This is a genomic window from Paracoccus sp. N5, from assembly GCF_000371965.1.
Lineage (GTDB): Bacteria > Pseudomonadota > Alphaproteobacteria > Rhodobacterales > Rhodobacteraceae > Paracoccus.
This window is the reverse complement of record NZ_AQUO01000001.1, coordinates 1,474,217-1,494,645: the sequence shown is the minus strand read 5'-3', so window position 1 is coordinate 1,494,645 and position 20,429 is coordinate 1,474,217. Positions and strand designations below refer to the sequence as shown.

The 20,429-nt window shown below is 69.7% G+C and carries 22 protein-coding genes; 12 read left to right on the top strand and 10 right to left on the bottom strand.

Translation table 11 applies throughout. The annotated features are described in order from the left end of the window. The first annotated feature begins 56 nt into the window (after nucleotides 1-56). Both PARN5_RS0107550 and PARN5_RS0107545 read left to right on the top strand, forming a co-directional pair. Nucleotides 57-473, top strand: a complete 417-nt coding sequence (locus PARN5_RS0107550; RefSeq protein WP_157403952.1) for a hypothetical protein — start codon at nucleotides 57-59, stop codon at nucleotides 471-473. Between the two features lie 61 nt (nucleotides 474-534). After that, complete coding sequence (locus PARN5_RS0107545; RefSeq protein WP_017999163.1) at nucleotides 535-951, top strand: PaaI family thioesterase; 417 nt, start codon at nucleotides 535-537, stop codon at nucleotides 949-951. On the opposite strand, the gene PARN5_RS0107540 is transcribed toward PARN5_RS0107545, so the two are convergent. Beyond that, nucleotides 948-1,643: a fumarylacetoacetate hydrolase family protein gene (locus PARN5_RS0107540; RefSeq protein ID WP_017999162.1), complete on the bottom strand. Its 696-nt coding sequence runs from the start codon at nucleotides 1,641-1,643 to the stop codon at nucleotides 948-950. The two genes, PARN5_RS0107545 and PARN5_RS0107540, sit on opposite strands and share 4 nt — an antisense overlap. Before the next feature lie 113 nt (nucleotides 1,644-1,756). Here PARN5_RS0107540 and PARN5_RS0107535 point away from each other — a divergent pair, with 113 nt between their 5' ends. The 3 genes from PARN5_RS0107535 to PARN5_RS0107525 are packed head-to-tail and all read left to right on the top strand — an operon-like array spanning nucleotide 1,757 to nucleotide 4,803. Continuing rightward, nucleotides 1,757-2,410 carry a protein-L-isoaspartate O-methyltransferase gene (locus PARN5_RS0107535; protein WP_017999161.1) on the top strand — a complete coding sequence of 218 codons (654 nt, stop codon included), beginning with the start codon at nucleotides 1,757-1,759 and terminating at the stop codon, nucleotides 2,408-2,410. Between the two features lie 23 nt (nucleotides 2,411-2,433). Continuing rightward, entirely contained in the window at nucleotides 2,434-3,837 is a 1,404-nt protein-coding gene (locus tag PARN5_RS0107530) for a TolC family outer membrane protein (RefSeq protein ID WP_017999160.1), read from the top strand. 27 nt (nucleotides 3,838-3,864) lie between these two features. Then, complete coding sequence (locus PARN5_RS0107525) at nucleotides 3,865-4,803, top strand: hypothetical protein (protein ID WP_026155253.1); 939 nt, start codon at nucleotides 3,865-3,867, stop codon at nucleotides 4,801-4,803. A gap of 479 nt (nucleotides 4,804-5,282) precedes the next feature. On the opposite strand, the gene PARN5_RS0107520 is transcribed toward PARN5_RS0107525, so the two are convergent. The 3 genes from PARN5_RS0107520 to surE are packed head-to-tail and all read right to left on the bottom strand — an operon-like array spanning nucleotide 5,283 to nucleotide 7,913. Then, nucleotides 5,283-6,431: a LysM peptidoglycan-binding domain-containing protein gene (locus PARN5_RS0107520; protein ID WP_017999159.1), complete on the bottom strand. Its 1,149-nt coding sequence runs from the start codon at nucleotides 6,429-6,431 to the stop codon at nucleotides 5,283-5,285. 31 nt (nucleotides 6,432-6,462) lie between these two features. Further along, nucleotides 6,463-7,113, bottom strand: a complete 651-nt coding sequence (locus PARN5_RS0107515) for a protein-L-isoaspartate(D-aspartate) O-methyltransferase (protein WP_017999158.1) — start codon at nucleotides 7,111-7,113, stop codon at nucleotides 6,463-6,465. An 8-nt stretch (nucleotides 7,114-7,121) separates the two neighbouring features. Continuing rightward, nucleotides 7,122-7,913, bottom strand: coding sequence for a 5'/3'-nucleotidase SurE (gene surE, locus PARN5_RS0107510; RefSeq protein WP_026155252.1), 792 nt, complete (start codon nucleotides 7,911-7,913; stop codon nucleotides 7,122-7,124). Between the two features lie 188 nt (nucleotides 7,914-8,101). Here surE and PARN5_RS0107505 point away from each other — a divergent pair, with 188 nt between their 5' ends. Next, nucleotides 8,102-9,025 carry a sulfite exporter TauE/SafE family protein gene (locus tag PARN5_RS0107505; protein ID WP_017999156.1) on the top strand — a complete coding sequence of 308 codons (924 nt, stop codon included), beginning with the start codon at nucleotides 8,102-8,104 and terminating at the stop codon, nucleotides 9,023-9,025. Further along, nucleotides 9,022-9,825, top strand: a complete 804-nt coding sequence (locus tag PARN5_RS0107500; RefSeq protein ID WP_017999155.1) for a TIGR02186 family protein — start codon at nucleotides 9,022-9,024, stop codon at nucleotides 9,823-9,825. The genes PARN5_RS0107505 and PARN5_RS0107500 overlap by 4 nt, the downstream gene beginning before the upstream one ends. On the opposite strand, the gene PARN5_RS0107495 is transcribed toward PARN5_RS0107500, so the two are convergent. The 5 genes from PARN5_RS0107495 to PARN5_RS0107475 all read right to left on the bottom strand — a co-directional run bounded on the left by PARN5_RS0107495 (nucleotide 9,822) and on the right by PARN5_RS0107475 (nucleotide 16,171). Next, the gene (locus tag PARN5_RS0107495) at nucleotides 9,822-10,964 is read right to left on the bottom strand and encodes a GNAT family N-acetyltransferase (RefSeq protein WP_026155251.1); all 1,143 of its coding nucleotides are present in this window, start codon (nucleotides 10,962-10,964) and stop codon (nucleotides 9,822-9,824) included. The genes PARN5_RS0107500 and PARN5_RS0107495 overlap by 4 nt on opposite strands. A 63-nt stretch (nucleotides 10,965-11,027) precedes the next feature. Next, entirely contained in the window at nucleotides 11,028-11,789 is a 762-nt protein-coding gene (locus PARN5_RS0107490; protein WP_017999153.1) for a glycerophosphodiester phosphodiesterase family protein, read from the bottom strand. After that, nucleotides 11,786-12,226 carry a RidA family protein gene (locus PARN5_RS0107485; RefSeq protein ID WP_017999152.1) on the bottom strand — a complete coding sequence of 147 codons (441 nt, stop codon included), beginning with the start codon at nucleotides 12,224-12,226 and terminating at the stop codon, nucleotides 11,786-11,788. Before PARN5_RS0107485 ends, PARN5_RS0107490 begins: the two co-directional genes overlap by 4 nt. A gap of 9 nt (nucleotides 12,227-12,235) precedes the next feature. After that, entirely contained in the window at nucleotides 12,236-12,700 is a 465-nt protein-coding gene (locus tag PARN5_RS0107480) for a YbjN domain-containing protein (RefSeq protein ID WP_017999151.1), read from the bottom strand. Nucleotides 12,701-12,742: 42 nt separating this feature from the next. Then, nucleotides 12,743-16,171 carry an AAA family ATPase gene (locus tag PARN5_RS0107475; RefSeq protein WP_017999150.1) on the bottom strand — a complete coding sequence of 1,143 codons (3,429 nt, stop codon included), beginning with the start codon at nucleotides 16,169-16,171 and terminating at the stop codon, nucleotides 12,743-12,745. A gap of 151 nt (nucleotides 16,172-16,322) precedes the next feature. Between PARN5_RS0107475 and PARN5_RS0107470 the strand changes: the two genes are divergently transcribed. After that, on the top strand, nucleotides 16,323-16,676 hold the full coding sequence (locus PARN5_RS0107470) for a CidA/LrgA family protein (RefSeq protein ID WP_017999149.1): 354 nt from the start codon (nucleotides 16,323-16,325) through the stop codon (nucleotides 16,674-16,676). After that, nucleotides 16,673-17,389 (top strand): LrgB family protein, encoded by a 717-nt coding sequence (locus PARN5_RS0107465; RefSeq protein WP_017999148.1) that lies wholly within the window; start codon nucleotides 16,673-16,675, stop codon nucleotides 17,387-17,389. The genes PARN5_RS0107470 and PARN5_RS0107465 overlap by 4 nt, the downstream gene beginning before the upstream one ends. A 48-nt stretch (nucleotides 17,390-17,437) precedes the next feature. Here the strand turns inward: PARN5_RS0107465 and PARN5_RS0107460 are convergent, their stop codons facing one another. After that, complete coding sequence (locus PARN5_RS0107460) at nucleotides 17,438-17,758, bottom strand: DUF6280 family protein (protein WP_017999147.1); 321 nt, start codon at nucleotides 17,756-17,758, stop codon at nucleotides 17,438-17,440. Between the two features lie 349 nt (nucleotides 17,759-18,107). On the opposite strand from PARN5_RS0107460, the gene efp reads away from it, so the two are divergent. The 3 genes from efp to chvE all read left to right on the top strand — a co-directional run bounded on the left by efp (nucleotide 18,108) and on the right by chvE (nucleotide 20,408). Further along, complete coding sequence (gene efp / locus PARN5_RS0107455; protein ID WP_017999146.1) at nucleotides 18,108-18,671, top strand: elongation factor P; 564 nt, start codon at nucleotides 18,108-18,110, stop codon at nucleotides 18,669-18,671. A 93-nt stretch (nucleotides 18,672-18,764) separates the two neighbouring features. Next, a complete protein-coding gene (locus PARN5_RS0107450; RefSeq protein WP_017999145.1) occupies nucleotides 18,765-19,070 on the top strand; it encodes a GNAT family N-acetyltransferase in 306 nt (101 codons plus the stop codon). 273 nt (nucleotides 19,071-19,343) lie between these two features. Further along, complete coding sequence (gene chvE / locus PARN5_RS0107445) at nucleotides 19,344-20,408, top strand: multiple monosaccharide ABC transporter substrate-binding protein (protein ID WP_017999144.1); 1,065 nt, start codon at nucleotides 19,344-19,346, stop codon at nucleotides 20,406-20,408. Nucleotides 20,409-20,429 lie beyond the last annotated feature (21 nt).

The following is a 20,429-nucleotide window of genomic DNA, read 5'->3' as shown; positions in this document are numbered from 1 at the left end:
CGGGGGCAGGAACCGCCGGCGCCGGACGGCGTTGGGCCGGCAGGAGGATCGAGCCCATGTCCCGGATCACGTCCCAGTTCGCAATGCCCGCCGCCCTGCTGGGCCTGACGCTGGCGCTTGGCGCGCCGCTGGCGGCCCAGACGGCCCCGCAGACCCCGGCCCAGGCCCAGGCCGCGCTGGAGAACGGCGTCGCGCCGACCTCGGTGCCCGGCCCGGCGCAGCCGGTGGCGTCCGGCGCCGGCGAATGCCCGCCCACCGCCGCCAAGGCCGAGCCGGCGACGCCGCAACAGGGCGGCGCGGGCGATGGCACGGCGCCGGAGAATACCGGCTCGACCGGCTGGACCGGCGGCACCGGCGGCTCGCAGATCGGCACCAACCCCTCGGGCGCCACCCATGCCACCAAGACTTGGCACGCCCCGACCGCGCGCGGCCTGGATCTGAACGGCCGGCCCGAGCCTGCCCCGGCCTGCTGAGCACAGATTGACGCGGTCGCCCGCCACGCCGAAGATGCCGGCGCCACAACCGGGAACCGCGATGACCGACAGCCCGACCGCCCTTGGCGAGATCCATTCGCCCTATTCCGAATCGCTGGGCATGCAGGTCGTCTCGGCCACGCTGAAGGAGGTCACGCTGCGCATGCCGGTCACCCGGCCCCTGACCAACCGCAACGGCGTGCTGCATGGCGGCGCGATCATGAGCTTGGCCGACCACGCCGCCGGCACCGCGACCCATCTGCGCCTGCCCGAGGGCGCCGCCACCACCACGCTGGAAAGCAAGACGAATTTCCTGCGCCCGATCCGGCTGGGCGACGTGGCCGAGGCGCGGCCGAAACCCTTGCACCTGAGCCGCACGACGATGATCTGGCAGACCGACATCCTGCGCGGCGACGGCCAGCTGGCCGCCGTGGTGATCCAGACCCAGCTGGTGCTGGAGTGGCGGGAGCCGGCCTAATCCGCCGCGCCCAGCACCAGCTCGACCGGGGCCAGCCCCTCGATACCGCCCGACAGCCGGTCGCCCGGCACCACCGCGCCGACGCCGGCGGGCGTGCCGGTCATGATGAGGTCGCCCGGCGCCAGGTGGTAGTAATGCGACAGGTCGGCGATCAGCTCGGGAATCGACCAGACCATGTCGTCGATGCGGGCCTCCTGCCGCAGGGCGCCGTTGACCGCCAGCCGGATCGCCTGCGCCGCCGGGGTGAAATCCGCGGCCGGCGTCAGGGCGGCAAGCACCGCCGAGCCCTCGAAATCCTTGCCCAGCGACCAGGGCCGCTGCTTGGCCTTGGCCTTGGCCTGCAGGTCGCGCCGGGTCATGTCCAGCCCGGCGCCATAGCCCCAGACCGCCGCCATCGCCTGCTCCGGCGCCACCCGGAAGGCCGGCGCGCCGATGGCCACGACCAGCTCGATCTCGTGATGCAGATCCTCGGTCCCGGGCGGATAGGGCAGCACGGCGCCGCTTTCCAGCACCGCGCGGGCGGATTTGGTGAAATAGAACGGCGCCTCGCGGTCGATCTCGCCGCCCATCTCGGCGGCATGGGCGGCATAGTTGCGCCCGACGCAGAAGATGCGGTTCACGGGAAAGCGGCCGGCCTGCCCGGTGACGGGCAGCGCGGCGACGGGGGGCGGGGCGAAAAGATAGGCGCTCATGCCTGCGACCTTGCCACGGTCACATCCTTGCGGCAATGGCATCGCCCGCCGTTGCCCAGCCCGGAATTTCGTGGCAAGAGGTGCCATAGCCAACCGAAAGCAGAGTTCGCAGAATGACCGATTTCGCGCAGCGACGCACCATGATGGTCGACACCCAGGTCCGTCCGAACGAGGTGACCAGCTATCCCGTGATCGAGGCGATGCTGACCGTCCCGCGCGAACAGTTCGTCCCCGACTCGCGCCGCGACGTGGCCTATGCCGGCGAAAACATCGACCTGGCCCCCGACCGCGTCCTGCTGGAGCCGCGCACGCTGGGCCGGATGATGGACGTGCTGGCGCTTCAGAACAGCGACCTGGTGCTGGACGTGGCCTGCGGCTACGGCTACGGCGCCGCTGTCATGGCCCGCATCGCCGAGGCCGTCGTCGCCGTCGAGAGCGACGAGGCCATGGCCGCCGAGGCCGAGGCCCGGCTGGCGGCACAGGACGTCTTCAATGTCGCCGTGGTCCGGGGCCCGCTGGCCGAGGGCTGCGCCAGCCAGGCCCCCTATGACGCCATCCTGGTCGAGGGCGCCATCGAGATCTTCCCCGACGCCCTGGCCGAGCAGCTGCGCGAGGGCGGCCGCGTCGTCGCCCTGTTCCGCGAGGGCAATCTCGGCACCGTGCGCCTGGGCCGCAAGCTGGACGGCCGGGTGAACTGGCGCTTTTCGTTCAACGCCGGCGCGCCGCTTTTGCCGGGCTTCGCGAAGCCGCGGGGCTTCGTCTTGTGAGTGCCGACAGGAAAGGCCATGGCATGTTTCGCGATACGCTGAGGAAATGGCGGCGCCCGCTGCTGGCGGCCCTGCTGGCGGGGGCGACCGCGCTGCCCGCCACGGCCGAAACCCTGGCCGACGCCATGGTCGATGCCTATCGCCACTCGGCGCTGCTGGACCAGAACCGCGCCGTGCTGCGCGCCGCGGACGAGGATGCGGCGGCCGCCATCGCTGCCCTGCGCCCGGTGCTGCAATGGGTCGCCGAATACACCTATCAGAACATCGAGGGCTTCGACGCCAACAGCGCCAGCATCGGGCTGCAGGCCTCGATGACGCTCTACGACTGGGGCCGCAGCGCCATTGCCATCGACATCGCCAAGGAAAGCGTGCTGGGCACCCGCGCCGCGCTGGTGGGCGTCGAGCAGGACGTGCTGCTGGGCGCGGTCGAGGCCTATCTGAACGTGCGCAGCGCCACCGAGCAGGTCGAGCTGCAGGCCAATTCCGTGCGGGTGATCGGCCAGGAACAGCAGGCCGCGACCGACCGTTTCGACGTGGGCGAGATCACCCAGACCGATGTGGCCCAGGCCGATGCCGCGCTGGCCGAGGCGCGTGCCAGCCTGGCCTCGGCCGAAGGTGATTTGCAGATCGCGCGCGAGAATTACCGCGCCGCCACCGGCAAGATGCCGGGCACGCTGGCGCCGCCGCCGCCCTCGCCCAAGCTGCCGGCGACGCTGGAGACGGCGCGCGACATCGGCCGGCGCACCCATCCGCTGATCCGCCAGGCCCAGCGCGAGGCCGCCGCTGCCGAGCTGGGCGTCGCCGCCGCCGCCGCCGAGCGCAACCCCGAGCTGACCGGCTCGGCCGGGCTGACCAAGCAGCATAGCCGCTCGCAGGGGGTCCTGGGCGGGGCGAGCTCCACGTCCCGGGACAGCGCCTCGGTGTCACTGAGCCTGTCGCAGACGATCTATTCCGGCGGCCGCCTGCCCGCCGCGCATCGCAAGGCGATGGCGCAGCGTGATTCGGTCCGGGCGGCGCTGCTGAACGTCTCGCGCCAGGTCGATCAGGCCGTAGGCACCGCCTGGGCGGGAATCGACGTGGCCCGGGCGCAGATTCGCGCCATCGATGAACAGATCGTTGCCGCGCAGCAGGCCTATAATGGCGTGCGCGAAGAGGCGACGCTGGGCGCAAGGACGACTCTGGACGTCCTGGACGCCGAACAATCGCTGCTGGAGGCCCGCGCGAACAAGATTACGGCGGAAGCCAATCTCCAGTTAGCACATTATCAACTATTGTCCGCTATGGGTTTGTTGACGGTGGAAAACCTGAAACTGGGGATACCGACCTATGACCCATCGGCCTATTACAACGCGGTGCAGGACGCACCCTTTACCAGCAGGCAGGGCGAAAGCCTCGACCGCGTCTTGCGCGCGATCGGCAGGGACTGAGCCCGCCCTCGAATCCGGGGGCGCATCATGCAGCATGAGCTGATGCGCCATCCGGCGCCGCCCCCCGGGGCGGACAACGTCGGCGACGTGCTGGCCTCGATTCGCCGGCTCATCGCCCAGGATGAGGCAGGCTGCCGCATCCCGAACCAGGCGCTGAACACGCTTCCCGCCCAGGACATCGCGCCGCGCATCCGCGTCGAGCCGATGGCTGCGGTCCCGCCCGCGGCTGCGCCGCTGGTGCTGGACAGCACCGACCTGATCGCCACCGCCGCGGAGGAGGAGGCGCGCGAAACCACCGCCGCGCCTGCCGAAGCGCCCGCCGCGGCGGCCGGCCCCGAGGCGGCGTTGGCGGAACCCGTGGCGGAGATGCCGGCAGAACTGTCGGCGGAGGTCGTGGATGAGGTCGTGGCCGAGGTTGCGGCGGAGGCCGTGGCAGAACCCATGGCCGAAGCTCCGGCCCCGCCCGAACCCGAGCCAGGGGTCCGGGACAGCGACTTCGGCGACTGGCTGAAGCTGCCCCTGACGGGACCGACCCATGCAGCCTTTGCCGCCGCCTGGCCGCAGCCGCTCGCGGCCGAGGCCCGCGCTGACGATCCCGCCGAAACCGCATGTCCGGATGCGGCCGCCCAGCCGATCCGGGCCTTCGGCCCCTTCCTCGAACACACCACCACCACGAACGCGCAAATGGAGGAAACCATGCTGCATGCGAATTCCACCGTGACTCCGATCAATCCCCTGGCCGAGGCGCATGCCGCCGCCGAGGCGCTGAACCGCGAAAGCGAACAGCACCTGTTCGCGCCGCAGGACAAGGACACCCAGAAGGGCACCCACCTGCGCGGCATGATCCGCGAGGCGATCCGCCAGGAGCTGCAGGGCGAGATCGGCAACCGGCTGAGCCGCAACCTGCAACAGATGATCCGTCACGAGATCGAGCTGACCCTGCGCCAGATGTGCGAACAGGAATGACGGCCCCGACCGGCGGTCCCGCGTCCCCGGATCGGAACCGCCGCACCGCCGCTTGCAGCCGCAGGGCTGCGGCCGCGGCACGGCCCGCCGCGCCAAGCGGCAAATCTGTGGCGTTCTGAGACCGCGAGACGGCAGGACATTGGCGGAACCGGCAGCGCGCTGCGACCGCAGGGCCATCTGCCGAGGCCCTGTCAGAACCCCGGACCCGCGAATCTGGCCGGAAGCATTTCCGCCGCCTGGCGCTTCAGGCAGGGCCGAGCCGGGCTTTCGCACGATCCGAAGGAACGATGTTTCGAGTCACTGGCCGCCTGTCTGGCAGCTTCGGCCCAAGGCGGCCTCCGGGGCGCCGGCTTCCGCTGATCCTGGGATGGGCTTGGCTGGGTCTGGCTTCGGCCCAAGGCGGCTCCAGGGCGCCGGCTTCGCGGCGCCGCATCAGCCCTGCCTTCGGCCCCTGACCCGGCCGGCCCCGGCCCCGCCGGTCAGTTCAGGTATTTCTCGGGATCGACGCTGTCGAAGCCGTTGCGGACCTCGAAATGCACGACGCCCTGGCTGCGGACCTTGCCCAGCGCGGTGCCGGCACCGACGGCCTGGCCCTTGCTGACGGCGACATCCTCGATGCCGGCATAGACGGTCATCAGGTTGCCGTCATGGCGCACCACCACGATCGGCACATTGTCGGTGTCGCGGGTGATCGCCGCCACGGTTCCCGACCCGGCGGCGGCCACCGTGCTGCCGGCAGCGGCCGAGATGTCGATGCCCTCGTTCTTGCCCTTCTGATAGGTGCGGATGATCGCGCCACTGGCGGGCATGCGGAACCGGCCATTGCCCGAGGCGGCGGTGCGCGTCTTGCCCAGGTCCGGGCTGGCGGGCTTCGCCACCGGGCTGCCGGCGGGCGTGGTCTTTTCGCTGGGCAGCGGCTCGGCCGAGGAGGGCGGGCGCGGCGTCGGGCTGCCGCTGCCGGGCGCGGTCACCACCGCCGTGGCCGGGGGCGCCTTGCCGCCCGCCACCGGGATCAGCAGCCGCTGCCCGGTGCGCAGCGTCATCGACGACGAGAGCCCGTTCCACGCGGCCAGGTCATTGACCGAGACATTGTACTTGCGGGCGATGGACCAGGCGGTTTCGCCGGTGGCGACGACATGCTGGCGCGGCTGGCTTGCCGCCGGCTGGGTCGGCGCACCCGTGCCTGCGGCCGCCGCAGCGGCCGGTTGCCGGACGCCCTGGCCGGCGAAGGGATCGCTGACCAGCCCGGTCGAGGTGGCGACCGGCGCTCCGCCCGCCACCCGGCGCGGCAGGGCGACCACGGCGCCGGGGTTCAGCACGGTATTGGCATTGATCGCGTTGTAGCTCGCCAGTTCGCCGGCGTTCAGCCCCAGCCGCGCCGCGATGGTGGCGACCGTGTCGCCCTGGCGGGCGATGGCGACCTGGTAGCCGGGATAGGAGATCACCCCGCGCTGGTCCGGCGCCGGCCGCGGCTGCGCCCGCGCCGCGGCCTGGGCGGTGTCGAAGCCGCCGCCCCAACCGCGCAGGTCGGGGTCGAAATTGCTGAAATCCAGCCCGCCCTGCGGCCCGCAGGAGACCAAGCCCGCCACGGCGCCGGCGGCCAGCGCCCATTGCCTGATTTTCGCCATCTGCCCGTTCCTCACTCAGCACGGCCGGGGGTCATGTCTGTCCCAACCCCTCGACCAGCGGCACGAAGCGCACCTGCCGCAATTCGTCGTAATCATAGCCGTTTTCGTCGCGCCGCACCCGGATCAGCGTCTGCACCGCATCCGACTGCCCGACCGGCACCACCATGATACCGCCGATCTTCAACTGCGCCAAGAGCGGCCCGGGCGGATCCTCGGCCGCCGCCGTCACCATGATGCGATCGAAGGGCGCCTGCTCGGGCAGCCCGTGCGAGCCGTCGGCGACCATGGCGGTGATGTTGGTCAGGCCGAAATGGCGGAAGATCGCCTCGGCCTCGGCGACCAGCCGGCGGTGGCGGTCCAGCGTATAGACCCGGCGGCAAAGCAGCGACAGGATCGCCGCCTGGTAGCCCGAGCCGGTGCCGATCTCCAGCACCTTGTCGCGCGGCCCGACCTGCAGCGCCTGGGTCATCAGCCCCACGACCGAGGGCTGGCTGATGGTCTGGCCGCAGGGGATCGGCAGCGGCGTGTCGTCATAGGCGCGATCCTCGAAATGGCCGCGCACGAATTCGCCGCGGTCGATGCGCTCCATCGCCTCGAGCACGCGCGGATCGGTGACCCCGCGCTGCCGCAGCGCGAACAGGAAGCGCATCTTGCGTTCGGCAGTCTCGGGATCGTCGCTCATGCCCGGGTTCAGCCCTCGTCCAGCAGGCCGCTCAACTCGGCCAGGGTTTTGTGACAGGTCAGGTCGGGCCGCATCGGCGTCAGCGAGATATAGTCGCGCATGTTCGCGTCCACGTCGCTGTCCGGCGTGGCCGGCGCGGTCTGCGAGCCGCCCATCACCCACAGGAAGCGCCGGCCGTTCGGCGCGTGATAGGGCTCGATCTCGAAGCGCACGCCGCGGCGGCGGCCCTGCGGCGCGACGCGGGTGCCCTTGACCGAACCCGCATCGCAGGGCGGGAAGTTCAGGTTGTAGAACAGCCGGAAATCCGCGTCCGAGGTCCAGTCGCCGTGATCCAGCAGCCGCCGGATCAGCCGCGGCCCATGCACCCGCGCGCATTCATACGGATCCTCCAGCCCGGCGGTGCGGCTGCCCATGTATTGCGACAGCGCGATGGCGGGCAGGCCCTGCAGCGCCGCTTCCATCGCGCCGCCGACCGTGCCGGAATACATCACGTTCTCGCCCGAGTTGTTGCCCCGGTTCACGCCCGACAGCACCAGGTCGGGCGGATCGTCCTTCATCACGTCCATGGCCGCCAGCACGCAATCGGCCGGCGAGCCCTCGGCGGCAAAGCGGCGCGGGCCCAGCTCGGCGATCAGCGTCGGGTGGACATAGCTGATGCAATGCGCCACGCCCGATTGCTCGAAGGCGGGGGCCACGGTCCAGACCTCGCCGCCGGGGCCGGCGACCTCGGTCGCGATCTCGTGCAGGGTCACGAGGCCCGGAGCGTTGATGCCGTCGTCATTGGTGATCAGAATGCGCATGTTCGTCCCTGTGCGGCGAAGCGCGCGGACAGCGCCGGTGCCGCCCGCATCATCGCCGGTTATCTGCCGGTGGTGCAATGCTTATCCATGCCACGGCGCTGCGACAACCCGCAGGCGACATGCGCGGGACGTTTGACGCGAAGCCCGGGCCGAGGCAGGATCGAAAGAAGAAACGGGCCGGGCAGGATATGCAGATCTATCTTCCCATCGCCGAGGTGGTGGTCAACAGCTTCACGCTGGTGGGCCTGGGCGGCATCGTCGGGCTGATGTCGGGCCTGTTCGGCGTCGGCGGCGGCTTCCTGATCACGCCGCTTCTGTTCTTCATCGGCATCCCGCCGGCCATCGCGGTGGCGACCGGCGCGAACCAGGTCGTGGCCTCATCCTTTTCCGGCGTGCTGGCGCATGTGAAGCGCAAGACCGTCGATTTCCGCATGGGCTGGGTGCTGCTGGGCGGCGGCCTCGTCGGCTCGTCGCTGGGGGTGCTGCTGTTCAACCTGCTGTCGCGGCTTGGCCAGGTCGATCTGGTGGTGCAGCTCTGCTATGTCGTCTTCCTGGGCCTGATCGGGGCGATGATGCTGCAGGAAAGCCTGCGCGCGCTGCGCCGCACCCGGGTCAGCGGCCCGATCAAGCCGATGCGCCGCAACCAGCACGGCTGGGTGCACAAATGGCCGCTGAAGATGAAGTTCCGCGCCTCGGGCCTGTATATCAGCGCGATCCCGGTGCTGATGGTCGGGGCGGCGGTGGGCGTGCTGGGCGCGATCATGGGGGTCGGCGGCGGCTTCATCATGGTGCCGGCGATGATCTATCTGCTGGGTATGCCGACCAAGGTGGTCATCGGCACCTCGCTGTTCCAGATCACCTTCCTGTCGGCCTATACCACGCTGATGCACGCGGTCTCGTCGAACACGGTCGACGTGATGCTGGCGGTGCTGCTGATCGTCGGCGGCGTCATCGGGGCGCAGGTCGGCACGCATTACGGCGCCCGGCTGCGGGCCGAGCAGCTGCGCATCCTGCTGGCGCTCTTGGTGCTGGCGGTCTGCGGCAAGCTGGCGCTCGACCTGTTCCTGCGCCCGGACGACCTTTATTCCATCACGCCGGGGATCCTGAAATGATCCGGCGCGCCGCCCTGGCCTGGCTGGCCCCGATGCTTCTGGCGCTGGCGCTGCCGCTGTCGGCGCAAGAGGCCGAGCGGCCCGAGCCGCCCGAGCGCATCGTCGCCGGCCTGTCGCGCGACGACGTGGACATCACCACGAATTTCGACGGCTCGGACATCATCATCTACGGCGCCATCAAGCGCGAGACGCCGATCCCGCCCGGCCAGCCCTTGGACGTGATCGTCACGGTCGAGGGGCCGGCCCGCGCCATCACCGTGCGCCACAAGGAGCGGCGCTTCGGCGTCTGGGTCAACACCGGCCGGGTCGGCATCGGCGCGGCGCCCAGCTTCTACGTGGTGGCGACGACCCGGCCCCTGGGCCGGATCCTGAACCCCAAGGACGACCAGCGCTTCCGCATCTCGATCCCGCTGGCGATGCGGGCCTTTTCCGGCCAGGCCGACGTTCCCGACGTGGTGCCCTATACCGAGGCTTTCGTGCGCCTGCGCCGGCACGCGGACCTCTATCGCCAGGACGACGGCGCCGTGCGCCTGGCGCAGCAGACGCTGTTTCGCGCCGATGTGCGCCTGCCCGCCAACCTGATCGAGGGCTTCTACAGCACCCGCATCTTCCTGTTGCGCGACGGGCTGGTCACCGACAGTTTCCGCGCCCCGATCGAGGTGCGCAAGGTCGGGCTGGAGCGCTGGCTCTATCGGCTGGCGCTGGACCAGCCGTTCCTTTACGGCATCATGTCGCTGGCCATCGCGGTGGCGGCGGGCTGGGGCGCCTCGGCCGCCTTCCGGCTGCTGAAGCGGCCCTAGGGCGAGATCTCGCCGCGGCGGAACGGGCCAAGCTCGGCCAGATAGTCCATCTCGGCATCCACCGCCTGCCGCTCGCGGTGCAGGAAATCGGCGATGGCATCGTGGAAGCCCTGGTCGCGCACCCAATGCAGCGAATGGGTCCGGGTCGGCAGATAGCCGCGCGCCAGCTTGTGCTCGCCCTGCGCCCCGGCCTCGACCCGCGAAAGGCCATGCGCGATGGCCCAGTCGATGGCGCGATGATAGCACAGCTCGAAATGCAGGAAGGGGTGGTCCTCGACCGCGCCCCAATAGCGGCCGTAAAGCGCGTCCGGCCCGATCAGGTTCAGCGCCCCGGCGATGGGACGGCCGTCGCGCTCGGCCAGGACCAGCAGGCAATCGTCGCGCATGGTCTCGTGCAGCCGGTCGAAGAAGGCCCGCGTCAGATAGGGCCGGCCCCATTTGCGCCCGCCGGTGTCCTGGTAGAAGCCCCAGAAGGCGTCCCAATGCGCGGGCTCGATCTCGTCGCCGCGCAGGCTGCGGATGCTGCCGCCGAAAGCCTGCGCCCGCTCGCGTTCCTTGCGGATCGCCTTGCGCTTGCGCGACGACAGCTGCGCCAGGAAATCCTCGAACGTGCCATAGCCCTGGTTCAGCCAGTGGAACTGCTCGCTGGCGCGGGACAGGAAACCGGCCGGTTCGGCCAGCGCCGCCTCGGCTTCGGTGCAGAAGGTGACATGCGCGCCCGACAGGCCGGATTGCCGGGCGATCTGCGCCATGGCCTGCAACAGCGCCAGCCGCACCGGCGCCTCGGGCGCGATCAGCCGCGGCCCGGTCACCGGGGTAAAGGGCACGGCGCATTGCAGCTTGGGGTAATAGCGCCCGCCGGCGCGCTCGTAAGCCTGCGCCCAGGCGTGGTCGAAGATGTATTCGCCCTGGCTGTGGGTCTTCAGATAGCAGGGCGCGACGCCCGCGACGCGGCCATCGACCCGCGCGACCAGATGCGAGACATGCCAGCCCGTGCCCTCGCCGACCGAGCCGGATGCCTCCAGCGCCGACAGGAAGCGATGCGTGGTGAAAGGATTCGCCGCCGCGCCGCAGCCGTCCCATGCGGCGGCGGGCAGGGCAGAGATCGCGGGCAGGACGGAGACGGTCATTTCGCTCATGCGGCGAAACATAGGCGCGCCGCCCGGCTTTGTCAGCGGGCGGCGGCAGATTCAGGCGGTTCTTCAGGCGGTCTCTGGCCGGTAATGCTCGAAGGTGATGTTGTCGGCGACCCGCCGCGCCTCGGCCTCTTGCACAGGGCTGCGGATGGTCCAGCACAGCACCGGCACGCCGCGCGCCTTCAGCGCCGCCACCGCCGGATTGCCCAGATCGCCCCGGTCATGCGAGATGAAGCTGGCGCCCACATCGTCGAAATCCGCGATGGCCGCCAGCCGGGCGCGCGTCGAGGCGTCCAGCATCTGCCATTCGCCCGCCTCATAGCCGCAGGTCGTCAGCCCGACGGCGATGCCGGGCGCCGCCTCGTGGAAGGCCGCGACGACATGCGGGTTGAAGGACATGACCGCGACCGGCCCGTCATAGCCCGCCAGGGCCTCGGCCACGCGGCGCGGCAGCGCGCCCACCTCGGGCCCCGAGGCGATGGTCGGATCCTTGATCTCGATCAGCAGCGGCACGCGGCCGGCGACCTCGTCCAGCATCTCGCGCAGGGTCGGGATGGTTTCGCCGGTTTCCAGCAGGTGCAGCCGCGCCAGTTGCGCCGGGGTGCTGGAGGCGACGGTGCCGTTCTCGATATCGGTCAGCCGCGCCAGTTCATAATCGTGGAACACCATGGGCGTGTCGTCCATGGCGCGCTGGATGTCGCATTCGATGGCATAGCCCTCGGCGATGGCGGCGCGGAACGCCGCCATGCTGTTTTCCGGCCGGCTGTCATTGTGCAGCCCGCGATGCGCGATGGGCAGGCGCAGGAAATCGGGATGCAGGCCCATCATTCGATCTCGAACACGGCTTCGATCTCGACGGCGACGCCGCGCGGCAGCGCCGGGGCCGAGACGGCGGCCCGCGCATGCCGGCCCTTGTCGCCAAAGACCTGCACCATCAGGTCCGAGCAGCCGTTCACCACCTCGGGCTGTTCGGTGAAATCGCCGGTCGAATTGACGAAGCCGCCCAGCTTGACCACGCGCTTGACCCGGTCCAGCGAACCCAGCGCCGCCTTGGCCTGCGCCAGCAGCGACAGCCCGCAGCCGCGCGCCGCCTCGGCGCCCTCGGCCGTGGTCAGCTCGGCGCCGACCCGGCCCCTGGCGGCCGAGATCTGCCCCGAGACGAACAGCATCTGCCCCGAGATCACGTAAGGGACATAGTTCGCCGCCGGCGCCGGGGCGTCGGGCAGCGTGATCCCAAGCTCTGCCAGTTTCGTCTCGATGGTCATCGCATCCTCCTACCAGTCGATGTAATCGCGGAATTCGCTCATGGCGAGCCGCCAGCTCGCCAGCGTCTCGTCGAAATTCTTGCGCCCGATGCCGTCGCCCGCAAGGCCGATGTCCATTTCCAGGAAGGCGTCGCCGCTATCCGACACCACGACTGTCGCAAACGGGTTCGACAGGTTCCACTGATTGGCCAGCTGCGGCGTCATCGGCGCCGGCAGGGTGAAGCCCGACACGAATTGCATCCGCTGGCACAGCGGCTGGCAGTCATAGAAATAGACGTTGAAGCGAATGTCGTCGATCTGGCTTTCCAGCACCGGCAGCCCCTCCAGATCGGCGCCGCGGCTGACCGGCAGCCCGCTTTGCGCCATCAGCTCGCCGATCTGCCCGGGGTCGCCCAGCACCGGCGCGGAAAGCTCGGCCATGGCCGGAAAAACCGGAAGAAACGCCAGAATGGCGAGGGGAAACAGGACACGCATCACGGACTCCGGGGAAGCTCAGCGCTGATAGCGCATCGCGCGTCAGGCGACCAGAGCCTCGGCGCGTTTCAGGTCCACGGAAACCAGCTGGCTGACGCCCTGTTCGACCATGGTAACGCCGAACAGCCGGTCCATGCGCGCCATGGTCACGGCATGGTGGGTGATGACCAGGAATCGCGTGTCGGTGCGCCGCGTCATCTCGTCCATCAGGTCGCAGAACCGGGTGACGTTGGCATCGTCCAGGGGCGCGTCAACCTCGTCCAGCACGCAGATCGGCGCCGGGTTGGCCAGGAAGACGGCAAAGATCAGCGCCAGCGCGGTCAGCGTCTGCTCGCCGCCCGAGAGCAGGCTGAGCGTGCTGAGCTTCTTGCCGGGAGGCTGGCACATGATCTCCAGCCCGGCCTCCAGCGGGTCGTCGGATTCGACCAGCACCAGCCGCGCCTCGCCGCCACCGAACAGATGCGTGAACAGCGTGGTGAAATTGGCGTTCACCGTGTCGAAGGCCGAAAGCAGCCGCTCGCGCCCCTCGCGGTTCAGGCTGCCGATGCCCTGGCGCAGCTTGCGGATCGCCTCGGTCAGGTCGGTCTTTTCGGCGGCGAGCCGGTCGCGCTCGGTTTCCAGCTCGCGCTTGTCCTCGTCGGCGCGCAGGTTGACGGCGCCCAGGGCGTCGCGTTGCTGGCGCAGGCGGGCGATCTGCTCTTCCAGCGCCTCGGGGGCGATGTCCTCGACCTCGCCCAGCAGTTGCAGCAGCGATTGCGGCGTGGCTTCCAACTCCTCGTGGATGCGCGCCTTGGCGGCGGATTCGGCCTCGGTCGCGGCCTCGGCGCGGGCCTCGCGCGCGGCGCGGGTCTCGCGCGCATCGGATGCGGCGCGCTCGGCCTCGCGTTCGGTCTCGGCGGCAAGCCGCAGCGCCTGGTCGGCGGCGGACAGCGCGGCGCGGGCCCGGGTCAGCCGGGCGCTGGCCTGCGCCTCGGCCTCGGTCAGCACTTCGCGGCGCTCGGCCAGGATCTCGGGCTGGGCCTCGGCCGCTTCCAGTTCCTCGGCGGCAGCCTCGCGCCGGGCCGAGAGTTCGGCCGCACGGCTGCCGGCCTGGTCCAGCCGCAGGCGCCAGCCGGATTCCTCCTTGGCGATCTCCTGCAACCGCCTGGTCCGGGCCTGGGCCTCGCGCCGCAGCTCCTCCAGCGCGCCGCGCCGGGTCATGGTGGCGATGCGCGCCGCCTCGACCCCGGTGCGGGCATATTCCACCGCCGCCGCCGCGGCGCCGCGGTCGGGCAGTTCGGCAAGCGCGCGCTCGGCCTCGGCCAGCCGCTGCCTTGCGTCTGCGGCATCGTCGCGGTGCCGCGCCAGTTCCGCCCGGGCCGATTCGGCGCGGCTTTGCGCCATGGACAGGTCGGATTCGGCGCGGGTCACGGCGCGCACGGCGTCGGACAAGCCGCGCTCGGCCTCGCGCCGGTCGTCGCGGGCGCGCTTCTCGGCCTCGGTCGCGGCGGTGTGACGGTCGCGGGACGCCTGGTGTACGGCCTGTGTACGCGCGGCACGCGCCTGCGCCGCCTCGGCCTGGGCGGTCAGCTCGGCCAGCTGGTTGACCTTCTGCAGATGCAGCGCGGCGGCGGACGAGGCCTCGCCCGCCATCACCCGCAGCCCGTCCCAGCGGAACAGATCGCCTTCGCGCGTGACCAGCCGCTGCCCCGGCAGCAAGCCGGCCTGCAGCGCCGCGCCGGTCGCGGCATCGGCCACCAGCCCGACCTGCGACAGCCGCCGGGCCAGCGCGGCCGGGGCCTCGACATGCGCGGCCAGCGTATCCGGCATGGCTTCGCCATAGGGCGGCAGCGCGTGCCAGCCCGAGCCCTCGGTCGCCAGCCCGGCGCGCAGATCGTCGCCCAGCGCCGCGCCAAAGGCCGCCTCATAGCCGCGCGCCACGCGCACCAGGTCCAGCACCGAGCCGCCGCCCTGGCCGCGTTCCACCAGCCGCTTCAGCGCCGCCATCTCGGCATTCAGCGCCGAGACCTCGCCCTCGGCCTCGGCCCGGGCGGCGCGGGCCTCGGCTTCCTCGGCCTCCAGCCCGGCGCGGGTTTCCTCGGCGCCGGCCAGCCGTTCCTCGGCCTGCTCGACGCGGTCGCGCGCGGCTTCCTGCGCCTCTTCGGCGGCCTCGCGCGCGGCCTCGGCCTCGGCGCCGGTGTCGGCGGCGCGGGCCACGGCGGTCTCGGCATCCGCGGCAGCGCGGGTGGCGCGGTCCAGCATCTGGCGCAGGTCATGGGCCAGCCGCTCGGCCGAATGGTGCCGCGCGGCCAGGCGGGCGGATTCGTCGGTCAGCTCGGCCAGCTTGGCCTCGACCTCGCGCAAGGCCTCGGCGGCCTCGGCGGCGGCTTCCGAGGCGATGGCCAGACGGTCCTCATGCCCCTGCCCGGCCTTGTCGAGCTCGCGCCTTTCCCATTCCAGCCGGTCGATCACCTCGCCCGCGTCGCGGTTCAGCGCCGATTCCCGCTCGATGTCGCGGTCGAGCTGGGCAATGCGCGCCAGCAGGGTCTGGATCGCCTGGGCGGCGCGGGCCTCGGCCTCGTCCAGCGCCTCGCGCTCGATGGTGGCGCGGGACAGGATGGCGCTCGCGACCTGCTCCTCTTCGCGCAGCGGCGGCAGCTTCGCCTCGGCCTCCTCGCGGGCGGCGATGGCGCGGCGGGCCTGCGCCTCGGCCTCAGTGGCGGCGCGGATCGCGGCGCGCAAGGCCTCGGCCGTGGCCGCCTTGACCTGCTCGGCCTCGGCCCAGCGGCGATAGAGCAGCACCCCCTCGGCCCGGCGCAGCGCGGCGCCGATCTCGCGATAGCGGGCGGCGGCGCGGGCCTGCCGGGCCAGGCTGGCGGCCTGGGTCGAGAGCTGGTCCAGCGTGTCGTCGACGCGGGTCAGGTTGGCCTCGGCCGCGTTCAGCTTCAGCTCGGCCTCGTGCCGGCGCTGGTAAAGGCCCGAGATCCCCGCCGCTTCCTCGAGGATGCGGCGGCGCGCCTTGGGCTTGGCGTTGATGAGTTCGGAAATCTGCCCCTGCCGCACCAGCGCCGGCGAATGCGCCCCGGTCGAGGCATCCGCGAACAGCATCTGCACGTCCCGCGCCCGCACCTCTTTCCCGTTGATGCGATAGGCCGAGCCGGCGTCGCGGGTGATGCGGCGGGTGATGTCCAGCGTGTCGGCATCGTTCATGCCGGCGGGCGCCAGCCGGTCGTGATTGTCGATCGTCAGCGTGACCTCGGCATGGGCGCGGGCCGAGCGGCGCGCGGTGCCGGCGAAGATCACGTCCTCCATGCCCTCGCCGCGCATGGCGGTCGGGCGGTTCTCGCCCATGACCCAGCGCAGCGCCTCCAGCAGGTTCGACTTGCCGCAACCGTTCGGGCCGACGACGCCGGTCAGCCCCTCGTGGATGACCAGGTCGGTCGGGTCCACGAAGCTCTTGAATCCGTTGAGGCGAAGGCGATCGAAACGCAAGATGCGGCCATCGGGTTGGGTCAGAATTGGGGGATTCTTGGCAATTGCACCCACAAAGTCAACCAAAAGCCCCAGATATGGCGGGCCCAGCCAGGTTATCCACAAGATTTAAGGGTTCAACACAAGACCAGGGCAATGCTAACCTGTGGCCATGATTCCCGCGCTCGCCATCCTTCTGTCGTTCCAGCTTGTCGGTGAGGTCGCCACCCGCGGCCTGGGCCTGCCGCTGCCCGGCCCGGTTCTGGGACTGTTGCTGCTGGTCGGCAGCTGCGCCCTGCGTCCGGCGCTGGCCGAAATGCTGCGCCCGGTCGTCACCGGCCTTCTGGCGAATCTGTCGCTGTTCTTCGTCCCGGCCGGGGTCGGCGTCATCGCGCATCTGGGCCAGTTCCGCAACGACGCGCTGGCCATCGCGCTGGCGCTGACCGTCTCGACCGCGCTGGCCATCGCCGTGGGCGCGCTGGTCTTTACCGCCGTGGTGCGTTGGCGGGGCGGGGCCGAGGAATGACCGACGCCGCGCTGATCTGGAGCTATCTGTCGCAAGAGCCGCTCTTGTGGCTGACCGCGACGCTGATCGCCTATTTCCTGGGCGACAGCTTCTTTCGCCGCATGAACCGGCAAAGCTGGGCCAATCCGGTGCTGGTCGCGGTGATCCTGCTGTCCCTGGTGCTGTGGCTGACCGGAACCGGCTACCAGACCTATTTCGAGGGCGCGCAATTCGTGCATTTCATGCTGGGGCCGGCCACGGTCGCGCTGGGGATGCCGCTTTACGACAACCTGCGCCGGGTGCGCAAAGCCCTGGCTCCGCTGGTCGCGGCGCTGGTCGCCGGCTCGGTGACGGCGGTGGTCTCGGTGCTGGCGATCGGCAAGGCCTTCGGGCTGAACGAGGTGATGCTGGCCAGCCTGGCGCCGAAATCGACCACCGCCCCGGTCGCCATCGGCATCGCCGAGGGGCTGGGGGGCGAGCCGACCATCACCGCCGTGCTGGTGCTGCTGACCGGGATCTTCGGCGCGATCATCGCCACGCCGCTGCTGAACGCGCTGGGGATCCGCGACTGGCGCGCGCGCGGCTTCTCGCTGGGCGTGGCCGCGCATGGCATCGGCACCGCCCGCGCCTTCCAGGTGAACGAGACCGCGGGCGCCTTCGCCGGCATCGGCATGGGGCTGAACGCGGTGCTGACCTCGATCATCGCACCGCTGGCGCTGCACCTGTTCCAATAAGAAAGGCCGCCCCGAAGGACGGCCGGAAAGGCGCGGTTGCGGCCGGGCTCAGGCCGCTTCGGCTTCCTCGGCGGCGTGGCGACGCTCGCTTTCCTCGCGCGACAGCGCGACCGAGGTGCGCACGCCCTTGGACACGAATTCCATCAGCCCCTTCACCACCCGCTCGTTCGGGTCGATGCCGGCGCAGGACAGCACCTCGCGCCCATCGCGCGAGCGCGCCCAGCGGGCGATCTGGTCGGGGCCGTTGCCATATTTCTTGTCATCCGCGATCGCGTCGTCGAGCGCAGCCAGCACCACGGCCGCAAACAGCTTGCGGGCACGCTGACCTTGTTCGAAATTGAAAGCCGAGCCATCCACGAAATCGCGCATATTCGTTATCCTGTTGTTCTTTTATTGCCTTGCAGCCTGGCCTTATTGCCAAAATCGCTGCACCTCTTGCCTCGTTAGGCGGCAGGGGCCGGCTTAGCCGATCCGTGCCGTGATTCGGTATGCCCTGCGCCGCATGACCGCCATGCACCAGATGCAAGCCCCGGCGGATAGCCTCAATAACCGCGAAAAGCAACGATCTTGCGACAGTTGGACACCCCCTGCCGCCCTTGACAACGCCGTAAAGGCGTTTCGGTTGCCTTGGGACACGGCAATGGATATAGGTCGCCGCAAAGGCGGTTCAACCCCGTGGCCCCGCCAATGATTCCTCAATATTTCCAAGGTTATCCGAATGGCCAAGATCAATGGCAACGAAATCAAGCCGGGTGTCGTCCTGGAACATGACGGCGGGCTCTGGGCCGCGGTCAAGGTCAGCCACGTCAAGCCCGGAAAGGGCGGCGCCTTCGCCCAGGTCGAGCTGAAGAACCTGCGCGACGGCCGCAAGCTGAACGAACGCTTCCGGTCCGAGGACAAGGTCGAGCAGGTCCATCTGGAGTTCAAGGACCAGCAATTCCTTTACGAAACAGATGGTAAGCTGGTCTTCATGGACAGCGAGACCTTCGAGCAGACCGAACTGGACGCCGACCTGCTGGGCGACCGCCGCCCCTTCCTGCAGGACGGCATGATGGCCGCGGTGGAGTATTACGGCGACGAGGCGCTGTCGGTGCGCATTCCCCAGAAAGTGATCTGCAAGGTCGCCGAGACCGAGCCGGTGCTGAACGGCCAGACCGCCGCGAAAAGCTTCAAGCCGGCGATCCTGGACAATGGCGTCCGGGTGATGATCCCGCCCTTCGTCGGCGTGGACGAGGCCATCGTCGTCAATACCGAACTGTTCGAATATTCCGAGCGCGCCTGAGCGCCGCCGCGGGCCGGGCTCCGATGACGCAACGTCACGGATCCGGCCCGGCTTTCATGCGTTACCTCCGCCGCATCAACACGGAGCAATCGCATGAGCCAACCCACCATTCCCGTCGCCCATGAAGACTACGGCAGTTCCGGCCGCTATGTCGTCAGCCTGCCCGGCGTCTCGGGCGAGGCGGAACTGACCTGGCGCAACGGCGGCCCGGGCATCATCGTCGCCGACCATACCTATGCGCCCGACGCCATGCGCGGCACCGGCGTCGCCGCCGCCATGGTGCGCCGGCTGATCGTCGACGCCCGCGCGCGCGGCGTGATGATCGTGCCGGCCTGCAGCTATGTCCGCGCCCAGTTCGAGCGCCATCCAGAGTGGTCCGACCTGCTGGCCGACGGCTGACGGCGCGGCCGGATTCCCGCTCCGGTCATGTTAGCGCCAACTATCATGACGATTTTGATATGCAGATCTTCTTTCAGAATATTTGACGGACATATCGGGCAGGACTAGCCTCGCGGTCAGGCCGGCGGTCCATGACCGTTGCGGCGCCGAATGTCCGGGCCCGCCCGCATTTCGCGTCCCGCGCCGACACAGGGGAAGGCTCCGGCCGGACAGGACCGTGGAGGCGGCCACCGGCACGGCGCGCAATCGACAGGGAATCGATAGGGAGGAGTCATGCTGAATCTCAGGAAACTCGCCGGGGCGCTGGCCTCGGTCGCGGTGCTGTCTCTGCCGGGGCTGGCCGCGGCCGAAGGCATGGTCGGGATCTCGATGCCGACCAAGACCTCGGCGCGCTGGATCGACGACGGCAACAACATGGTCAAGCAGTTCCAGGAAGCCGGCTACCAGACCGACCTGCAATATGCCGACGACGACATCCCGAACCAGCTGTCGCAGATCGAGAACATGATCACCAAGGGCGTGAACGTGCTGGTGATCGCCGCCATCGACGGCACCACGCTGTCGAACGCGCTGGCCAATGCGAAGGCCGCCGACATCAAGGTCATCGCCTATGACCGGCTGATCCGCGACACGCCCGACATCGACTATTACGCCACCTTCGACAACTTCAAGGTCGGCGTCGAACAGGCCAATACCCTGGTCGAGGGGCTCAAGGCCAATTTCCCCGACGTGAAGCCCTGGAATGTCGAGCTGTTCGGCGGCTCGCCCGACGACAATAACGCCTTCTTCTTCTACGATGGCGCCATGTCGGTGATCCAGCCGCTGATCGACGACGGCTCGGTGGTGATCCCCTCGGGGCAGATGGGCATGGACAAGGTCGGCACGCTGCGCTGGGACCCGGCCACCGCCCAGGCCCGCATGGACAACATCCTGTCGGCCAACTACACCGACAAGCATGTGAACGGGGTGCTTTCGCCCTATGACGGGCTGTCCATCGGCATCCTGTCCTCGCTGAAGGGCGTCGGCTACGGCTCGGGCGACATGAAGATGCCCATCGTCACCGGCCAGGACGCCGAGCTGCAATCGGTCAAGTCGATCCAGGCGGGCGAGCAGTATTCGACCATCTTCAAGGACACCCGCGAGCTGGCGAAAGTCACCGTCGGCATGGTCGATGCCATGATCAAGGGCGAAGAGCCGCAGGTGAACGACACCAAGACCTATGACAACGGCGTCAAGGTCGTGCCCTCCTACCTGCTGGAGCCGGTCGCCGTCACCGCGAAGAACCTGCAAGAGGTCCTGGTCGGCTCGGGCTACTATACCGAAGACCAGCTCAAGTGATCCTGGCCGCGCGCCGCCGGC